The organism is Mesorhizobium sp. DCY119 (assembly GCF_003590645.1).
GTDB lineage: Bacteria > Pseudomonadota > Alphaproteobacteria > Rhizobiales > Rhizobiaceae > Mesorhizobium_M.
The window spans coordinates 1,544,557-1,562,492 of sequence record NZ_CP031834.1; the positions used below are offsets into that span (position 1 = coordinate 1,544,557).

Below are 17,936 nucleotides of genomic sequence, written 5' to 3' on the forward strand. Positions count from 1 at the left end.
CGGCGCATGACGACGGCGCTTGTGAACCTGACGCGCGCGCAGAAAGCCGCAGCCATTCTGGTCGCGATGGGCAAGCCGTCGGCGAGCCGGCTCTTGAAATTCTTCAAGCAGGAAGAACTGAAGGCGCTGATCGAGGCCGCGCGGCTTTTGCGCACCATCCCGCAAGGCGACCTGGAGCGCATCGTCGCGGAGTTCGAGGCGGAATTCACCGAGGGTGCTGGCCTGCTCGATTCCGGCGACCAGATGGACACGATCATGAACGAGTCCCTCTCGGCCGAGGAGATGGATGCGATCATGGGCAACGGCAAGAAGGTGGCCGGTCCGCAAGGCCCGCCGCCGGTCTGGCCGGACCTGGAAAAGGTCGAACCGGAGCGGCTCGGGAAATTCCTCGCCAGCGAACACCCGCAGACTTCGGCGGTCATCCTGTCCAAGCTGGCGCCTTCGGTCGCGGCCAATGTGCTGCTTGCGCTGGAGAAGCCGCAGCGTGGCGACATCATCCGGCGGATGATGTCGATGACGACCGTGCCCGAGGCCGCGACCCGCATCGTCGAGAACCAGTTGCGCACCCGCGTGCTCTCGGAAGGGGCGAAAAAGGACATATCGGTCGGTCAGACCCGCGTCGCCAGCCTGCTTAACGAGATGGACAAGTCGCAGCTCGACGAAGTCATGCAGGGTCTGGAAGAGACCGGCGTGAGCGATCTCGACGGCATCCGCGCGCGGCTGTTCTCCTTCGACGATATCCCGCTTCTGGCGCAGAAGTCGCGCGTGGTGCTGTTCGACGGCCTGTCCACGGAACTGGTGACGCTGTGCCTGCGCGGCGCATCGCCCGAGATCACGGAAGCGGTGCTGTCCTCGATCGGCGCGCGCGCGCGCCGCATGATCGAGGCCGAGCTTGGCCAGGAAGTCGACGGCATTTCGGCAGCCGAAGTGACGAAGGCACGCCGCAGCGTCGCGTCCACCGCCATCCGCATGTCGCTCGAGGGCGCCTTCGAGCTTCCGTCGACGCAGCACGCTGCCTGAACCCGGCACTGAGAGGACACCTTGTCCGAGGGCGCCGACAAAGAAAGCAAAACAGAAGAAGCCACAGAGAAGAAGATCCGTGACACCGTCGAAAAGGGCAAGCTGCCCGTTTCGAAGGAAACCGGACTTCTGGCCTCGTTCGTCGCCATACTGATCTTTGCCGTGTTCTTCGCGCAGGACAGCATCAGCCAACTCGGCATGTTCCTGTCGATCTTCCTGGAGAAACCGGAAGCCTGGCCGCTTTCGACGGCGCCGGATGTGATCGAGCTTTATCAGGTGGTGTTCATCGAGATTGCCAAGATTCTCGGCATCCTGATGGTGCTTCTGGTGGTTGCCGGCGTCGGTGCTTCGGTGTTGCAGAACATGCCGCAATTCGTGGGCGAGCGCATACGCCCGCAAGCCGAGCGCATATCGCTGAGCAAGGGTTGGACCCGCCTGTTCGGCATACAGGGCTTCGTCGAGTTCCTGAAATCGCTCGGCAAGCTGGGTTTCGTGACGCTGGTGCTGGTCTTTACGCTCAGCGGCGATATTCGCCTGCTGCTTTCCGGCATGATCACCCAGCCCGCCGCGTATGCCCTGACCATGCGTTCCATCGGCATCGACATCATCGTCTCGATCGTCTTCGTCATGGGGCTGATCGCGGCGGTCGACCTTGTGTGGTCGCGCTTCCACTGGCGCCAGGACCTGCGCATGACCAGGCAGGAGGTCAAGGACGAGATGAAGCAGTCGGAAGGCGATCCGATCGTCAAGTCGCGCCTGCGCTCGCTCGGCCGCGACCGGGCACGGCGGCGCATGATGGACGCGGTGCCGCGTGCCACGCTGATCATCGCCAACCCGACCCATTATTCGATCGCGCTGAGATATGTCCGCGACGAGGACGCGGCCCCGATGGTTCTTGCCAAGGGGCAGGATCTGGTGGCGCTGAAAATCCGCGAGATCGCCGAGGAACACGGCATTCCGATCTTCGAGGACGTGGCTCTGGCCCGCTCCATGTACAAGCAAGTTTCGGTGGATAGTGTGATACCGGCTAAATTCTACCAAGCCGTCGCCGAACTGGTTCGCATCGTTTACGGCAACAAGGTGCCGCGCAAAGGGATCTCATGATCAAGCAGCCGCATGCATCGACGCGTGAGATCATCGTCGCCAACTCCATTCAGGAGGTGGTGAGCGAATTGCGCCTTGTCGATGTGGCGGATTACATCGCCTTCATAAGGCTGGAACAGTTCGGCTGCATTTCAGACATCGTCGATTCAGCCGCCGAGCTTTTCTTCATGCCGGGTACGCTTCGTCTCGGCCATGGCGGCGAAGCGCATGTCGGCTGGTCGGAAAATCCGCGCATCGTGCTCGACCTCGAATTGCGCCCGGCCGGCGCCACCGTCTATTTCGCCCTGACACTGACGGCGCTTCACGCGTCGGTGGAAGTCAATTACGTCGCCTTCGATATGGCGGACGAAGACCCGGACAAGAACACGGCTTTTCTGGAGGCGTCGCTCGAACAGTCGCGGATTCGCAAGACGGTGACGCGGCTTGTCGCCGAGGAAAGCTAAGGCGGCTTTTACGCAATTCCGGACGGAAAACCGCTACACACTTTTCCTGGACTTGCTCATTCGATCAATCCCATCCGCAGCGCCTTTGCCACCGCGTGCATGCGGTTGACGGCGTTCAGCTTCTGCGTGGTGTTGGTGAGATACTGGTTGGCGGTGTGCACCGACAATTTCAGCAGCTTGGCGATGTCTTCGCTGGTGAAGCCGTTGGCTGTCAGCTTGAGGCATTCCAGTTCGCGTTTCGAGATCGACGGCACCTTGCCGCTGTCGCCGGGCCGCATCACCGCGACGGCACTGAAGAGCGCAAAGCAGCGGGCATGGATTTCGTGAAGCTGCTCCGGCGGCAGGCTGATATCGGCGCCGTAGAAGATCACCAGCCCGCATTGGCCGCGCTCGGCATAAACGGGGAAGGCTATGCCGGAACTGTCCGGCACCAGAGGTGAAATTTTCCCGGCCCAGTCGAGCGCGGCCAGAGTGCTTGCCGATGCCGAGCGCGCGTCGCTGCTCCACCAGCATGGCAGGCTGGAGACGCGGGTGTGCTGCACCAGATCCTCGCCATTGCTGCCGGAGACGAATTTCGTGTGCAGCGATACGCGCGGATAGTCGGAATCGAAGCATGGAACCAGGCGCGCCCGCTCCATGGACGGGCTGACGAGAAACAGCCCAAAGCCGGTGGCGTTGATATCGACGGCGATCCAGCGGCAACGCCGCACGGCGTCGGGAATGGTGACGGCTGGATGCGTCTCCGAGCCCGGTACGTTGGCGCCAAAAGGGTTTCTTCTGATGCCGAGCAACACGTCCGCTGCCTTTGCCGCCGCTGCCTGTGTCAAATGATGCCGCTCCTGATTGCGGTTGCCACCGCCATGGCGCGGTTGCTGGCCGAGAACTTCCGGATCGCATGGGTGATGTAGCTGTTGACCGTGTTGGACGAGACGCCGAGGATCACCGCCACCTCGTCCGTGGTCTTGCCTTCCGATACCCAGAACAGGCATTCGCGCTCGCGGTCCGAAAGAGGATCCTGCATGGAGGCTGCCGCGACCAGCGCCGGCGCCTGCGAGAGCGCATAGCAGCACTCGACCTGCGCCCTCATCAGCGCGCCGATGTCGATCTGGCCAGGAACGGCCGCGGAAAAGAGGATGAACAGGCGCTGGCGGCCGACATTGAGTTTCAGCGCATAGATTTCGCAGTGGCCGAGCACGTGAAGGAGCTTGGCGTCCTCGCCGCTCAGCATGCCGTCGAGTGCAGGGGCGTGCGCGCTGACGATGCCGCGCGGCCTGATGCCGGGAGCAACCGCAAGCGCGCTCGTTGCGAGATTTGCGATCAGCTGATGCCCGGCGAGTTCGATCGCGTCGTAGATCCAGTTGGAGGCGAGTATGCGCGCATCGCTCTTGTCCTGGTCGTGCAGGATGGCGACCAGCATGTAGCTGTCGGCGCCGATGGTGGCCGTGAGCTGCATGAGAAAACCGGTCAGGTCACCGCGCGATGTCAATTTGACGGCGGCTACCCCGGTATCCTGATGCTGCTCGGCTAGACTTGTCATGTGTCCAAAATGGCCGGAATCCATATAAATGCCCGGACCCCTGGCGACGCCAGCGGCTGAGCCTGAAAACGCTTTCACCTGTTACGAAAACTCGCACCTGGCACGGTGTGGTGCCATCGGCCGAATCCTTGCGGGACCACGCGAAACCTGCCGCGTCTTGTGCCGGAAAACACTCCGGAACTCTGACTTTGAGTGGTTCGCCAGGCCCCCGCGGGCCGGCTGATTCGGGTCTAATCTAACCCAGCGGAATCCGTCAGCAAACCCAAAAATTAACAAATGTTAAAGCGTGTGATCCGAGTGTCATTTGGATTACAGCCCTATGCGCGTTGGCAAAGGCACTGCCGGTTATATTAAACCGAATGGTTGACAATGCGTTTGCGACTGCCATATTGAACTGTATGGTTTAATGCGATCCGTTCAGATTACCGGAGCGAGGAGAAGGTCAATGCGTGAATTCGGTGTTGTCACAGCACCCAATACGGTTCGGCTGGAGCGCGTGTTTCCCGGGCCGATCGACCGGCTATGGGCCTATCTGACCGAGCCGGAAAAGCGCCGCGTCTGGCTGGCGGCGGGGCCGATGGCGGATCATGTCGGCGGGGTGGTCGAACTTCGCTTCAGGCATTCCGAGCTTTCGCATGAGGCGACACCGGAGCGTTTCGGGGAAAACGGCAAGGAATTCAGGAATGTCGGCGAGGTGACGGCATGCGACCCGCCGCATTTGCTGAGTTTCACCTGGCCGAGCAGCGGCGGGGACAAGTCGGAAGTGACTTTCGAATTGTCGCCGCAGGGAGACGACGTTCTTATGGTGTTGACCCATCGCAGGCTTGCCGATCGCCCGGAAATGACCAGCGTCGCCAGCGGCTGGCACACCCATCTCGGTATCCTCGAGGATCAGCTGGCAGGGCGAAAGCCGCGTGGTTTCTGGTCGACCTACATGGAGCTTGAAAAGGAGTATGAGAAGCTTTTGCCTATGTAATGCCACCAGCGCTTCCGGTTGGCTGTTGACGCCCTGAAGCAGCTTGCATCCCTTGCCACAAACGCGTACTGAGAATAAAAATATTCACTGCGAGTGAAATCTCAGCGCAAGGAGAGGCGGGCTTGGCAAAGAAGGCTTCACAGGCAACCACGCAGTCCGGGAAACCAGCTGCGGGCGTTTCGGTACGGCCATTGAAGGTGGTCGAAGGCGACCTTCACAACACAGCATTGAAGCAGAACCCGCATGCGGTGCGCGATACGCGCGAAAACGTGCTGGAAGTGGCGATCGGCCGCGAGGTTCGCGCCTTCCGCAAGAAGCTCGGCATCACGGTTGCCGACCTTGCGGCGGCGACCAATATCTCGCTCGGTATGCTCTCCAAGATCGAGAACGGCAACACCTCGCCATCGCTGACGACGCTGCAATCCCTGTCGCGGGCGCTCGGCGTGCCGGTGACGGCGTTCCTGCGCCGCTTCGAGGAAGAGCGCAATGCGGTCTTCGTCAAGGCCGGCGAGGGCGTCGATGTCGAACGCCGCGGTACGCGCGCCGGGCATCAGTATACGCTGCTCGGCCATGTCGGCTCGAACACCAGCGGTGTCGTGGTCGAGCCCTATCTCATCACGCTCAGCGAGGATTCGGACGTGTTTCCGACCTTCCAGCATGACGGCATGGAGTTCCTCTACATGCTGGAGGGTGAGGTGGTGTACCGCCACGGCGACAACCTCTACCGGATGATGCCGGGCGACAGCCTGTTCTTCGACGCCGATGCGCCGCATGGGCCCGAAGAACTGACCAAGCTGCCGATGCGCTATCTCTCGATCATCTCCTATCCGCAGGGCAGCGGCGGGGACTGATCAATCCGGCCCAAAGCCCGGCGAGGTCGGTGCGCCGTCGTCATATTTCGACAGCCATTCGATGACCGTCGGACGGTAGCGCGACAGGCCCTTGTAGTCGGCAAGTTCGGTCGGCAGGTCGCGCAGGACGCGGTGGAAGCGGCGCGCCCATTTCGGCGAGGTCACCAGCTCGTCCATCTTGATCAGGTAGCAGCGGATCGGGAAGACCAGCGCATTGGAGCGCGGCAGGCGCCAGAAGCTTTGCAGCTCGACGCGCAGATGGACCTTCTGGCCGACATTCTCCGGCGTCACCGTCGCCCGGTCGGTGCCCCATTTGTGATAATTCTCAGGGCTTGTGTCGAGGCGCGGATTGATGGTCATCGTCCAGTTCAGGCGACGCGCCGGCGCGCCCTGCTGGATGTTTGCGAGGAACTTCAGAGCGCGGGTGAAGATGCCCTTTTCATGGGCCAGCGGCACCGGGGCGTGCCATTCGAAGAAGTTCATGCCGATGTCGAAATCGAGCGACCAGTCGGCCTGGGTGGTGACGATGCCGGCATCCATCCAGAGATTGCTGTCGCGCTGGTCGAGGATGCAGAAATCGCCCTGGCTCTGACGGGTGATGTATTCCATCGGTCCATAGGGCAGGGTCGAGACGTCGCCGAAGGTGAAATGGTCGTCGATGCCGAGCGGCCGGTTGATCCAGTGCCATTTGTCGCCGTCGCGGGTCAGCGTGAAATGCTCGGGATAGCTCTCGGCCTTTGAAGTCATCAAGAGTTCGAGCAGGTCCCAGCCGGCGAGTGTCATATGCGGCAGCGACTGGCAGCGCAGCGGGTCTTCCGCCAACACCAGCGCCCGGTCGTGCATCTCCGAGACATAGTGCTCGTCGACGTCGATGCCGTGCTCCAGCACGCTGCCTTTCGGCCCTGGCACATGCGGCTCGATGTTGACCGCATACATGTAGGCGTCTTCATGGAAGGGGAACGGAAACCGCCTGATATGCTCGGGACTGTTCCTGAAGGTGAAATCGTCGCGAAACGTTTCCTTCCTGAAATTGATTCCCATTTTTCTTTCCCCTTTGAGCTAGCGTTCAAGAACGAGGGATTTTCCTTCGAACCGCGAAACGCATGGCATGATCTTGCAGCCGGAGCGGTGTTCTTCTTCCGACAGCCAGTGGTCGTTGTGCAGGAACTTGCCGTCATAGGAGACGACATTGGTTTCGCACTGGCCGCAGACGCCGCCGCGGCAGAGATAGGGCGGATCGACGCCTGCCGCTTCGATGGCTTCGAGCAGGCTTTGCTGCTCGCCGACGCGGATCTGCTTGCCGCTGACGGCCAGCTTCACATCGAATGGCTTGCCCGGTTGGGGTGCTGCGAAATGCTCGTAGTGCACCGTCTCGCTCGGCCAGCCGGCCTCAGCTGCTGTCCGGCGCACCCAGTCGATCATGCCGGCGGGGCCGCAGATATAGAGATGCGTGCCGAGGGGCTGCGACGACAGGAGTTTTTCCAACGGCAGCTTCTCGTTGCGGTCGTCATGATAGAGATGGATGCGCCTGCCGTAGCGTGCCTGCAGCACGTCGGCATAGGTGCCAAGCGCTTGCGTGCGGCAGGTGTAGTGCAGCTCGAAGTTGCCGCCTTCGCCGGCAAGCTGCGAGGTCTGCGCCATGAAGGGCGTGATGCCGATGCCGCCGGCGATCATCAGGTGCTTCTTGGCCCTTAGGTCGAGCGAGAACAGGTTGACCGGGTTGCTGATGACCATGCGCTGGCCGGGTTTTACCCGGTTGTGCATGAACAGCGAGCCGCCGCGCCCAACATCGTCGCGCCGCACGCTGATCGTGTAGTCGGTCGTGTCGAGCGGCGAACTCATCAGCGAATAGGGGTTGAGGCGGGTGCGGTCGTCGTCGCGCATTTCCACCACCACATGCGCGCCGCCCGAAAAGGTCGGCAGGATGGCGCCGTCGGTGCGCCGGAAATGGAAGCGCTTGACCAAGTCGTTGACGGGGATGACATCGGTGACGGTGACGTCGATCTTGCTTGTTCCGGCGCTCAACGGAAAATCTCCTCTTTTGGAGGGTTCTCGGTCGGGTCCTCCGCATTGATGCACACGCCCTGGAAGGCGGCGATGCGGCGCGAGTAATGATCGCGTACCAGAAGAAGCAGGCCACAATGCGAACAGGTCGCCGGCTGGGTCGTCACGTTCTCGGTGATGCCCTTGCAGTGGACGCATTGCACCCGCCGCGCCAGCGAGCCGCGCTGCTCGGTCTGGATCGACGTGTGGTCGATGCCGGCTTCAAGGGCAACCTGCATGGCCTGGCCGATCAGCCCTTCGGTGCCGGAGAGATAGACGCGCAGGCCCATATGTGCGGTTGCCAGCGTCTGGCGCAGGCGCGGCAGGGCGCTGGCGATCGAGGGGCCTTCATAGAATTGCGCCGGCTGGAGCTGCTTCAACGGCTCGACATATTTCGCGCCGGTGTTGCCGGGAACGAACATGATATGCGCGTTGGTGAAGAAGCCGGCGGGCGCGGTCTTCGTCATGTCGAGGATCGCCGCCGCGCCCTCGGCGTCGGCGATGAAGAGATGATGCTTTCCCTGTTGCGGCGAGAGCGTGCCGTAGACGGGTCGGCTCAATATGGTCTTTGCCGTCATGCCGGCTCAACCCTTTGCGGTGCGCTTCAGCTTCTTGGGATCGTCGAAGGGCAGCGGTTGTGCTGTCGCCTTGATCTTGCCGCTGGCGTTGTGGATTTCAAGCGGCGTGCCGGCCACGGCGCAGTCGACCGGCATGCGGGCGATGCCCATCGATTTCTTGACCAGCGGCGAATACATGGCGCAGGTGACGACGCCGACCTGCTTGCCGTCCTTGAAGATCGGCGCGCCTTCGTCGGCCGGCTCCTTGCCTTCCAGCAGCACGCCGTAAATCTTGAAGCGCTCCTTGCCCTTCAGGCGGTAATGCTCTTCCGCACCGCGAAATCCGGTCTTGCCGGGGCTGACGGTGAAGTCGAGGCCGAGTTCCCATAGCGTGTCGCCGGGGCCTTCGTTTTCGAACGGGTATTTTTGGGAATTGTCGTAGGGATAGAACAGCAGGTAGCTCTCGACGCGCAGCATGTCGAGCGTGGTGAAGCGGCAGGGGATGATGCCCATGTCCTTGCCTTCGGCGAGGATCGTGTCCCAGATCGTGCCGGCATCCTGGCCGCGGCAGAAGATTTCATAGCCGCGCTCGCCGGTGTAGCCGGTGCGCGAGATCATTACCGGGAAGCCGAACAGGCGCGTCTGCATGTGATGGAAGTAGTTCAGGTCGCGAATGCCCGGCACGTGCTTGGCGAGAAAGTCGACGGCGAGCGGACCCTGCAGCGACAGATCGTGCAGATTGTCGTCGAAGCGCAGCGACACGTCGCGCCCCATGGCGGCGCGCTGCAATTCCTCATGGCCGGTGCCCGAACCGTGCACGACCATCCATGAGTTCGGACCCATGCGGTAGAGGATGCAGTCGTCGGTGAATTTTCCGGCCTCGTTGAGCATGCAGGCGTAGACTGACTTGCCGGGATAGACCTTCTCGACATCGCGCGTGGTGGCAAGATCGAGCAGGTGGGAGGCGTGGGGGCCGTTGACGTGGACCTTCTTCAGGCCCGAGACATCCATTAGCCCGGCCTTGGTGCGGATCGCGACATATTCCTCGTCGGCGTCCTTGTCATAGGTCCAGGCGGTGCCCATGCCGCTCCAGTCTTCGAGCTTGGAACCGAGGGCGCGATGGCGATCCGCAAGTGTCGAGAATCTCCACGAAGCAGTCATCTGATACATCTCCCATTTGCACTTTGCTTGATTTCGCCCCCGCGCGAAATGCTGCAACTTTGATTGCCGGCCATAGTGCCTCAAAATTCCAGACACGCAACACTGTAGTGCAAAAAATTTCATTATCAGGCAAAATCAGGGATTGCCGCCGCCAAGCCCTCGATCGTGGGCTTTTGGCAGAAAACGGAGCTGAATTCGCGCCGCGCCGCCTGGCGACATTCCGGTGCGTTACGGTTTACGCCGCGTAAATACGCCTTGACATCGAGTTTCTGCGGGTATTTTCTTCGCAAACAAAAATGTTGCCTGGCAGTATAATTCCTACGGGGAAAGCGGCGCTTAGCCAGGCCAATGAAAGCGCTGCCGAAAGGGAGAGAAATGTCGGACCTCAATCAGCGGATTGAGGCCATGTACCGCTCTGACGTGCGCGGTGCGTGGCTTCTCGTAGTACTTCTCTGGATAACCCTGCTCTTCGTCCTGTTCATGACCTGGCCCTACATTCCCAATAGCGGGATCAGGGTGGCGGTGGTCGTCGCGGCTGCCGCGGTGCTGATTTTCAACACCGCCGCGATCCGGGCGATGGTCAAGCACTACGCCGAAGACAAGCACTTCATCTACGGGCTGGATATCCAGCATCTGGACGCGGCGAAGCGGGAGAAGAATCTCTGACGCACCGGCAGGTTTTGGGAGGACAATAATGCCGAAATACATACCACCGGAACAACCCAAGGCGATGCAGGTTTTCGACATCGTCTTCATCGTCGTCGCCATTTTCGTGGCGCTGTGGCTGCCGTTGAAGCTTGGCCTTGCTGGCGTCTCCAAGGCCATCGACAAGATCGATAACCCGACCTGGGAAAGCCTCGGCCAGAACCCGACGATGGTCGGCTTCTGGGAGAAGCTCGGCTACAACCCGGCGACCGCTCACGACATCATCCAGAACAAGTTCCACTACACCTGGGACATCACCACGCTGCTCGTCATGGTCGTCGTGGTCGTCGGCTATTTCATCTTTCTCTTCCGCGCCTCCGACAAGGAATACCGCGAAGTGATCGACGAAAAGTTCGGCGACAAGAAATAGGAGCGAAACGATGTGGTTCACACTTTCCTATGTCGCCTGGGCGCTTTCGGCGGTTCTCGCCGCCTGGATGCTCTTCGACTGGTTCAAGACCGACACGACCTATTCGGAAGACGTGCTGACCTCCTCGCGTGAAGGCGAGATCGAGGCAGCCACCGAAAAACACAAGCTCTGAGGGCGTTCGATGACTGACGCTGCAATTACAACTTCACCGTCGACGGTGGTGCCCGGCCAGCGGGTTTCGCTGCTGCGCGTGCTCGGCCCGGCCCATGTCTGGGCACTTGGCGTCGGCATCGTGCTGGTCGGCGAATATACCGGCTGGAACTTTGCCGTCGACAAGGGCGGCTCGCTTGCCGCGCTGATCGTCTGCTGGTTCATTGGGCTGCTCTACACCTCGGTCGCCATGATCGATTCCGAAGTGACGTCCACGGTCGCCGCCGCCGGCGGCCAATATGCGCAGGCCAAGCACATTGTCGGCCCGCTCATGGCCTTCAACGTCGCTCTCTATCTCGTCTTTGCCTACACGATGCTGGAAGTGTCCGATTCCATTCTGGTCGGCGACCTGATCGTCACCGTGGCAGGAACGGAAGGGCTGGAACGGCACGCCTTCGTCGTTCTCACAATCGTCCTGCTTGCCTGGCTCAACTATCGCGGCGTGTTGATGACGCTCAACGTCAACTTCGTCATCACCGCGATCGCTTACGTTGCCATTATCGTCCTGTTCTTCTCGGTCCAGCCGTGGAGCCAGGGCACGGTGCTGAAGCTCGGCGAACTCATCACGCCGGAAAACGCGCTGCCCTATGGCTGGATCGGCGTGCTCGCGGCATTCCATTTCGGCATCTGGTTCTATCTCGGCATCGAGGGCACGACGCAGGCCGCCGAAGAAGTGCGCTCGCCGGCGCGGTCGCTCCCTTATGGCACGATGGCCGGCATGATCACGCTGCTGATCGGCGCGGCGATGACATGGTATGTCTGCGCTTCGCTGCTGCCGTGGGAGTATCTCGGCTTCACCTTCTTCCCGCTGTTCGACGCGGCAAGGGCAACGGGTTCGGGCTTCCTCGAGACGCTGCTGTTCTGGGGTACGGTGCTGGCGGCGGTGGCTTCCGCGAATGGCTGCATCAACGATGCGGCGCGCGCCTGGTTCTCGCTCGGACGTGATCGGTATCTGCCGACATGGTTCTCTGCGGTGCATCCGAAATATCGCACGCCCTACCGGTCGATCTTGTTCCTGCTGCCGATCGCACTGGCCTTCGCCTTCATCGCCGACTTGAACCAGGCGATCACCTTCTCGATCCTGTCGGGCCTGCTCGGCTACACCTTCATGTCGATCAACATCATGATGTTCCGCAGGAAGTGGCCGCTGGGCTCGATCCGCAGAGGCTATACGCATCCGTTCCACCCGATGCCGGCGATCGCGCTTCTGTCGATCTGCGTCATCACCTATTTCGCGGTGTTCCTCGGCTACGGTTCGCAGCTCATCGCCATGACGCTGTTCTACATCGTCGTGTCGGTCTGGTTCCACTTCTACCGCTACAAATATGTCCGGCGCGGCGACCAGTTCACCATGCCGTGGCCGAAGCCCGTCGGCTACTGACGACCTGAAACCGGCGGCCCGCGCGACAGGTGCGGACCGCCGAAACATCTTAAGGCAAGCGGAGCGATCATGGTGAAAACCGCACTCGGCATCCTGCTGTTCGCTCTGGTGGCGTGGCATCTCATCCGCATGTTCCAGCGCAGCCGCGAGACGACCGCTGAGCGGCAAGGGCTCCTGTTCAGTACGGTGAAAGAGCTGCTTGAAAACCCGGTCGTGCGTGAACTTCAGGCACCAGACCATCCCGTTTTGGAAGGGCAGTTTCGCGGCCTGCCGGTGCAGCTTCGCCCGGTGGTGGACACGCTCGCTGTGCGCAAGCTGCCGAGCCTGTGGCTTCAGGTGACGATACCGATCGCAACGAGCGTTGGCGGCACATTCGATTTCATGATGCGGCCTGCCGGGCCGACGAGCTTTTCGAACTTCGACCACCTGCCGCATATCGTGACATCACCAGTTGGATGGCCGGACGATGGCCTTCTGCGCAGCGACGATCCTCATAATATGCCGACGCCGAGCGCGGTCGCGCCGGCTTTGCCGCTGTTTGCCAATCCGCGCATGAAGGAATTCCTGGTCTCGCCCAAGGGCGTGCGCATGGTGATCCAGATCGCGGAAGCGAACCGCGCGCAATATGGCGTGTTCCGGCAGGCGGACTTCGGCGACATAGTCATCAATCCTGACCTTATCGAAGCGGTGCTTACCCGGATGGTGGCGGTGGTCTACAATCTGCGCCAACCGATGGAGGTGGCAGCGTGACGATGGTTGCCGACGCGAAAGAGCCGTTCAAGCCGCTGGCGATCCTCGTGGCGGCAATCCTGCTGCCGGGTTCCGGGCATCTTCTGCTCGGCTATGCACAACGCGCGCTGATGTTCCTGTTCTTCATGGCGGTATTCGGCTGGGTTGGTATCAGGCTGCTACCAGATGCCTCGTTTTTCGCGCGCCATTCCGGAGCCATTCTGATCTATGGTTTCTGCGTGCTCGATGCCTATAAGATCGCGCGGATCCAGCACGAGAAATGGCGCTTTGCGCGAAGGCAGGAAAACACGCCGCCAGCGGCGTGATGCCACGACATACAGAGGGCACGCCGGGGACGGCGCCGGGCTGTTTCAAGTTGCGCCCTTTCTTTTCTCACATGAAAAAAACATTCATATGGGTTGAACTCAATTTTCAAAACTGCTAGCCATTGAAGTCAGAAAACTCGCAAGGAGGTTCAGGCCGATGTGTGGCATTGTTGGACTGTTTCTTAAGGATAAATCGCTGGAGCCTCAGTTGGGCGCCATGCTGTCGGAAATGCTGGTTCTGTTGACCGACCGCGGACCCGACAGTGCCGGCATCGCAATCTACGGAGCGTCGCAAAAAGATCACGGCAAGCTGACGATCCAGTCGCAGCAGCCAGCGCGCGATTTCGCCGGGCTGGAAGCCGATCTCGGCAAGAAGATCGGCGCTTCGGTGACGATGCTGGTGAAATCCACCCACGCCGTTCTCGACGTGCCGCGCGACAAGCTCGAAGCTGCGCGTGATGCCATTGCCGAACTGCGCCCGGATGCGCGCGTGATGGGCATGGGCGACACGATCGAAATCTACAAGGAAGTCGGCCTGCCCGACAAGGTCGCCGAGCGCTTCGAAGTCTCGAAGATGAGCGGCACGCATGGCATCGGCCACACCCGCATGGCGACCGAATCCGCCGTCACCACCATGGGTGCGCATCCGTTCTCGACCGGGCCGGACCAGTGCCTCGTGCACAACGGTTCGCTTTCCAACCACAACAATGTGCGGCGCGAACTGAAGCGCGAGGGCATGACGTTCGAGACCGAAAACGACACCGAAGTCGCAGCCGCCTACCTGTCGCACAAGATTTCCAACGGGCAGGATCTGGGCCAGGCGCTGGAATCCAGCCTGAGCGATCTCGACGGTTTCTTCACCTTCGTCGTCGGCACCAAGAACGGCTTCGGCGTGGTGCGCGATCCGATCGCCTGCAAGCCGGCTGTTCTGGCCGAGACCGACCAGTATGTCGCCTTCGGTTCCGAATATCGCGCACTGGCCAAGCTGCCCGGCATCGACGGCGCCAAGGTCTGGGAGCCGGAACCCTCCACCGTTTATTTCTGGGAGCACTGAAACCGTGAAACACGATGTCGTCAATGTAGCGGAAAGGAGCTCCGGCATGCAGGTCTTCGACCTTGCAAAGTCAACGCTGCGTGAACTCAACCAGGCGCTTCACAACGTCCAGAACGGCTCCAACGAGACCGCCTGGGAAGTGCTGAACCCGAAGGGCAGCCACGCGGTCGCGGCGGGCGTCGACGCGCCGATCAACGTCGATGTGCGCGGCAGCGTCGGCTACTATTGCGGCGGCATGAACAGCGAAGCCACCATCACGGTGCATGGCTCGGCCGGCCCCGGCGTCGGTGAAAACATGATGTCGGGCTCGATCATCGTGAAGGGCGACGCCAGCCAGTATGCCGGTGCTACCGGCAAAGGCGGCCTGCTGGTGATCGAGGGCAATGCCTCGTCGCGCTGCGGCATCTCGATGAAGGGAATCGACATCGTCGTCCACGGCAATATCGGCCACATGTCCGCCTTCATGGCGCAGTCTGGCCATCTCGTAGTGCTGGGCGATGCAGGCGATGCGCTGGGCGACTCCATCTACGAGGCAAAGCTTTTCGTGCGCGGCAACGTCAAGAGCCTGGGTGCTGACTGCATCAAGAAGGAGATGCGGCCGGAGCATATCGCCAAGCTCAGGGATCTGCTCGAGCGCGCGGGCGTCAAGGACGTCAAGCCGGAAGAGTTCACGCGCTACGGCTCGGCCCGCACGCTCTACAATTTCAACATCGACAATGCCGACGCGTATTGAGGCAAGATCAGAATGACCTATCAGAACCCGCCGACGAAGCCCCGATACTCCGCGACATTCGACGAATATACGCTGTCGGAAATCCGCCGCGCTGCCGCCACCGGCATCTATGACATTCGCGGCGCCGGCGCGAAGCGCAAGCTTCCGCATTTCGACGATCTGCTGTTCCTCGGCGCGTCGATCTCCCGCTATCCACTCGAAGGCTACCGCGAAAAGTGCGACACCAGCGTCGTGCTGGGCGCGCGCCATGCCAAGAAGCCGATCGAGCTGAAAATCCCGATCACCATCGCCGGCATGAGCTTCGGTTCGCTGTCGGGTCCGGCCAAGGAAGCGCTTGGCCGCGGCGCCTCGCTCTCCGGCACCTCGACCACGACCGGCGATGGCGGCATGACCGAGGAAGAGCGCGGCCATTCGCAGACGCTGGTCTATCAGTATCTGCCGTCGCGCTACGGCATGAACCCGCGTGACCTGCGCCGTGCTGACGCGATCGAGATCGTGGTCGGGCAGGGCGCAAAGCCCGGCGGCGGCGGCATGCTGCTCGGCCAGAAGATTTCCGACCGCGTCGCCGAAATGCGCACGCTGCCCAAGGGCATCGACCAGCGCTCGGCCTGCCGTCACCCCGATTGGACCGGCCCGGACGATCTCGAGATCAAGATCCTCGAAATCCGCGAGATCACCGACTGGGAAAAGCCGATCTATGTGAAGGTCGGTGGCGCGCGTCCCTACTACGATACGGCCCTTGCCGTGAAATCGGGTGCGGACGTCGTGGTACTCGACGGCATGCAGGGCGGCACCGCCGCCACGCAGGAAGTGTTCATCGAGAATGTCGGCCAGCCGACGCTTGCCTGCATCCGGCCCGCCGTCCAGGCGCTGCAGGATCTCGGCATGCACCGCAAGGTTCAGCTCATCGTTTCGGGTGGCATTCGCAACGGCGCTGACGTCGCCAAGGCGCTGGCTCTGGGCGCTGACGCGGTGTCGATCGGTACCGCGGCCCTTGTCGCGCTCGGCGACAACGATCCGCGCTGGGAGGCCGAATACCAGAAGCTCGGCACCACGGCGGGTGCGTATGACGACTGGCACGAAGGAAAAGATCCGGCAGGCATTACCACGCAGGACCCGGAGCTGATGAAACGTGTCGATCCTGTCGCCGCGGGAAGGCGATTGGCGAATTATCTGAAAGTGATGACGCTTGAGGCACAGACCATCGCGCGTGCCTGCGGCAAGAATCATCTCCACAATCTCGAGCCGGAGGACCTCTGCGCACTGACTATCGAAGCCGCCGCCATGGCCCAGGTGCCGCTGGCGGGAACCAATTGGATACCGGGAAAGAACGGTTTCTGATCAAAAAAATAAGAAGAGAGAGGAACATGCCATGGGAACGGCATTCGAAAGCAAACGGGGAACTGCTGTGGCAAACGATCTCGCAGAATTCGCAAAGGCGAATAACGTCAAATATTTCATGATCTCCTATACGGACCTGTTTGGCGGCCAACGCGCCAAGCTGGTTCCGGCACAGGCGATCTCGGACATGCAGAAGGAAGGTGCAGGCTTTGCCGGCTTCGCGACCTGGCTCGACCTTACGCCGGCGCATCCCGACATGCTGGCGGTGCCGGACCCGTCTTCGGTCATCCAGCTGCCGTGGAAACGGGACGTGGCGTGGCTCGCCTCCGACTGCGTCATGGAAGGCAAGAGCGTTGCCCAGGCGCCGCGCAACACGCTGAAGCGTCTGGTTGCGGAAGCCGCCGAAGAGGGCATGCGCGTCAAGACCGGCGTGGAACCCGAATTCTTCCTGACGACGCCGGGTGGCGAGAAGATTTCCGACGAATACGATACGGCGACGAAATCCTGCTACGACCAGCAGGCGGTGATGCGGCGCTACGACGTCATTGCCGAGATCTGCGATGCCATGCTGGAACTCGGCTGGCAGCCCTACCAGAACGACCATGAGGATGCGAACGGCCAGTTCGAGATGAACTGGGCCTTCGACGATGTGCTCAACACCGCCGACAAGCATTCCTTCTTCAAGTTCATGACCAAGTCGATCGCCGAGAAGCACGGCCTGCGCGCGACCTTCATGCCCAAGCCGTTCCAGGGCCTGACCGGCAATGGCTGCCATGCCCATATCTCGGTGTGGGACCTTGACGGCAAGAGCAATGCCTTTGCCGACAAGAATGCCGAACTGGGTCTGTCGGCCAAGGGTAGGCACTTCCTCGGCGGCATCATGAAGCATGCCTCGGCCTTGGCCGCGATCACCAATCCGACGGTCAATTCCTACAAGCGCATCAATGCGCCGCGCACCGTTTCGGGTGCCACCTGGGCGCCCAACACGGTGACCTGGACCGGCAACAACCGCACCCACATGGTGCGCGTGCCGGGGCCTGGACGTTTTGAGCTTCGCCTTCCCGACGGTGCCGCCAATCCGTATCTGATGCAGGCTGTCATCATCGCCGCCGGTCTCGACGGCATCCGCACCAAGGCCGATCCGGGCGAGCGCAGCGACATCGACATGTACAAGGACGGCCACACCGTCACCAACGGTCCGAAGCTGCCGCTGAACCTGCTCGATGCCCTGCGCGAATATGACAAGGACAGCGGGCTGAAGTCGGCGATGGGCGAGGAATTCTCCAGTGCATTCCTGAAGCTCAAGCATCAGGAATGGAATGCCTACGCTTCCCACTTCACCCAGTGGGAACGCGAAAACACTCTCGACGTGTAATACGGAAATAGCAGGCCTGC

At 61.3% G+C, this 17,936-nt stretch carries 21 protein-coding genes; 15 read left to right on the forward strand and 6 right to left on the reverse strand.

Annotated features, from left to right (window positions below; genetic code table 11):
- The first annotated feature begins 6 nt into the window (after positions 1–6).
- Genes DZG07_RS07455 through DZG07_RS07465 form a run of 3 tightly spaced genes read left to right on the forward strand, consistent with a single transcriptional unit; the run spans position 7 to position 2,567 of the window.
- The gene (locus DZG07_RS07455) at positions 7–1,020 is read left to right on the forward strand and encodes a flagellar motor switch protein FliG (RefSeq protein ID WP_091915155.1); all 1,014 of its coding nucleotides are present in this window, start codon (positions 7–9) and stop codon (positions 1,018–1,020) included.
- A 21-nt stretch (positions 1,021–1,041) separates the two neighbouring features.
- Positions 1,042–2,124, forward strand: a complete 1,083-nt coding sequence (gene flhB, locus DZG07_RS07460; RefSeq protein WP_091915154.1) for a flagellar biosynthesis protein FlhB — start codon at positions 1,042–1,044, stop codon at positions 2,122–2,124.
- Positions 2,121–2,567: a hypothetical protein gene (locus DZG07_RS07465; RefSeq protein ID WP_119815585.1), complete on the forward strand. Its 447-nt coding sequence runs from the start codon at positions 2,121–2,123 to the stop codon at positions 2,565–2,567. The genes flhB and DZG07_RS07465 overlap by 4 nt, the downstream gene beginning before the upstream one ends.
- A 56-nt stretch (positions 2,568–2,623) precedes the next feature.
- On the opposite strand, the gene DZG07_RS07470 is transcribed toward DZG07_RS07465, so the two are convergent.
- Together DZG07_RS07470 and DZG07_RS07475 are read right to left on the reverse strand one after the other, a co-directional pair.
- Positions 2,624–3,394, reverse strand: coding sequence for a helix-turn-helix transcriptional regulator (locus tag DZG07_RS07470; RefSeq protein WP_119815588.1), 771 nt, complete (start codon positions 3,392–3,394; stop codon positions 2,624–2,626).
- Positions 3,391–4,104, reverse strand: a complete 714-nt coding sequence (locus tag DZG07_RS07475) for a helix-turn-helix transcriptional regulator (protein WP_091915531.1) — start codon at positions 4,102–4,104, stop codon at positions 3,391–3,393. Before DZG07_RS07475 ends, DZG07_RS07470 begins: the two co-directional genes overlap by 4 nt.
- Before the next feature lie 445 nt (positions 4,105–4,549).
- Here DZG07_RS07475 and DZG07_RS07480 point away from each other — a divergent pair, with 445 nt between their 5' ends.
- Together DZG07_RS07480 and DZG07_RS07485 are read left to right on the forward strand one after the other, a co-directional pair.
- Entirely contained in the window at positions 4,550–5,080 is a 531-nt protein-coding gene (locus DZG07_RS07480) for an SRPBCC family protein (protein WP_091915149.1), read from the forward strand.
- 191 nt (positions 5,081–5,271) lie between these two features.
- The gene (locus tag DZG07_RS07485; RefSeq protein ID WP_244537910.1) at positions 5,272–5,931 is read left to right on the forward strand and encodes an XRE family transcriptional regulator; all 660 of its coding nucleotides are present in this window, start codon (positions 5,272–5,274) and stop codon (positions 5,929–5,931) included.
- Here the strand turns inward: DZG07_RS07485 and DZG07_RS07490 are convergent, their stop codons facing one another.
- The 4 genes from DZG07_RS07490 to DZG07_RS07505 are packed head-to-tail and all read right to left on the reverse strand — an operon-like array spanning position 5,932 to position 9,692.
- On the reverse strand, positions 5,932–6,972 hold the full coding sequence (locus DZG07_RS07490; RefSeq protein ID WP_119815594.1) for a DUF3445 domain-containing protein: 1,041 nt from the start codon (positions 6,970–6,972) through the stop codon (positions 5,932–5,934). It lies immediately after the preceding gene.
- Between the two features lie 18 nt (positions 6,973–6,990).
- Complete coding sequence (locus tag DZG07_RS07495; RefSeq protein WP_119815597.1) at positions 6,991–7,956, reverse strand: PDR/VanB family oxidoreductase; 966 nt, start codon at positions 7,954–7,956, stop codon at positions 6,991–6,993.
- A complete protein-coding gene (locus DZG07_RS07500) occupies positions 7,953–8,552 on the reverse strand; it encodes a dimethylamine monooxygenase subunit DmmA family protein (protein ID WP_119815599.1) in 600 nt (199 codons plus the stop codon). Before DZG07_RS07500 ends, DZG07_RS07495 begins: the two co-directional genes overlap by 4 nt.
- A gap of 6 nt (positions 8,553–8,558) precedes the next feature.
- Entirely contained in the window at positions 8,559–9,692 is a 1,134-nt protein-coding gene (locus tag DZG07_RS07505; protein WP_091915529.1) for an aminomethyltransferase family protein, read from the reverse strand.
- Between the two features lie 348 nt (positions 9,693–10,040).
- Here DZG07_RS07505 and DZG07_RS07510 point away from each other — a divergent pair, with 348 nt between their 5' ends.
- The 10 genes from DZG07_RS07510 to glnT all read left to right on the forward strand — a co-directional run bounded on the left by DZG07_RS07510 (position 10,041) and on the right by glnT (position 17,916).
- Positions 10,041–10,358: a hypothetical protein gene (locus tag DZG07_RS07510; RefSeq protein ID WP_197716839.1), complete on the forward strand. Its 318-nt coding sequence runs from the start codon at positions 10,041–10,043 to the stop codon at positions 10,356–10,358.
- Between the two features lie 28 nt (positions 10,359–10,386).
- Positions 10,387–10,767 (forward strand): hypothetical protein, encoded by a 381-nt coding sequence (locus DZG07_RS07515; RefSeq protein ID WP_119815602.1) that lies wholly within the window; start codon positions 10,387–10,389, stop codon positions 10,765–10,767.
- Between the two features lie 10 nt (positions 10,768–10,777).
- Positions 10,778–10,939 carry a hypothetical protein gene (locus tag DZG07_RS23765; RefSeq protein ID WP_091915136.1) on the forward strand — a complete coding sequence of 54 codons (162 nt, stop codon included), beginning with the start codon at positions 10,778–10,780 and terminating at the stop codon, positions 10,937–10,939.
- 9 nt (positions 10,940–10,948) lie between these two features.
- Positions 10,949–12,358 (forward strand): amino acid permease, encoded by a 1,410-nt coding sequence (locus tag DZG07_RS07520; RefSeq protein WP_119815605.1) that lies wholly within the window; start codon positions 10,949–10,951, stop codon positions 12,356–12,358.
- Between the two features lie 69 nt (positions 12,359–12,427).
- On the forward strand, positions 12,428–13,108 hold the full coding sequence (locus tag DZG07_RS07525) for a hypothetical protein (RefSeq protein ID WP_119815607.1): 681 nt from the start codon (positions 12,428–12,430) through the stop codon (positions 13,106–13,108).
- A 2-nt stretch (positions 13,109–13,110) separates the two neighbouring features.
- Complete coding sequence (locus DZG07_RS07530) at positions 13,111–13,413, forward strand: hypothetical protein (RefSeq protein ID WP_119815610.1); 303 nt, start codon at positions 13,111–13,113, stop codon at positions 13,411–13,413.
- Between the two features lie 157 nt (positions 13,414–13,570).
- The gene (locus DZG07_RS07535; RefSeq protein WP_119815613.1) at positions 13,571–14,467 is read left to right on the forward strand and encodes a glutamine amidotransferase family protein; all 897 of its coding nucleotides are present in this window, start codon (positions 13,571–13,573) and stop codon (positions 14,465–14,467) included.
- Between the two features lie 46 nt (positions 14,468–14,513).
- A complete protein-coding gene (locus DZG07_RS07540; RefSeq protein WP_119815616.1) occupies positions 14,514–15,200 on the forward strand; it encodes a GXGXG domain-containing protein in 687 nt (228 codons plus the stop codon).
- Between the two features lie 12 nt (positions 15,201–15,212).
- The gene (locus DZG07_RS07545; RefSeq protein WP_091915124.1) at positions 15,213–16,541 is read left to right on the forward strand and encodes an FMN-binding glutamate synthase family protein; all 1,329 of its coding nucleotides are present in this window, start codon (positions 15,213–15,215) and stop codon (positions 16,539–16,541) included.
- Positions 16,542–16,608: 67 nt separating this feature from the next.
- Positions 16,609–17,916 carry a type III glutamate--ammonia ligase gene (glnT, locus tag DZG07_RS07550; RefSeq protein ID WP_091915525.1) on the forward strand — a complete coding sequence of 436 codons (1,308 nt, stop codon included), beginning with the start codon at positions 16,609–16,611 and terminating at the stop codon, positions 17,914–17,916.
- Positions 17,917–17,936 lie beyond the last annotated feature (20 nt).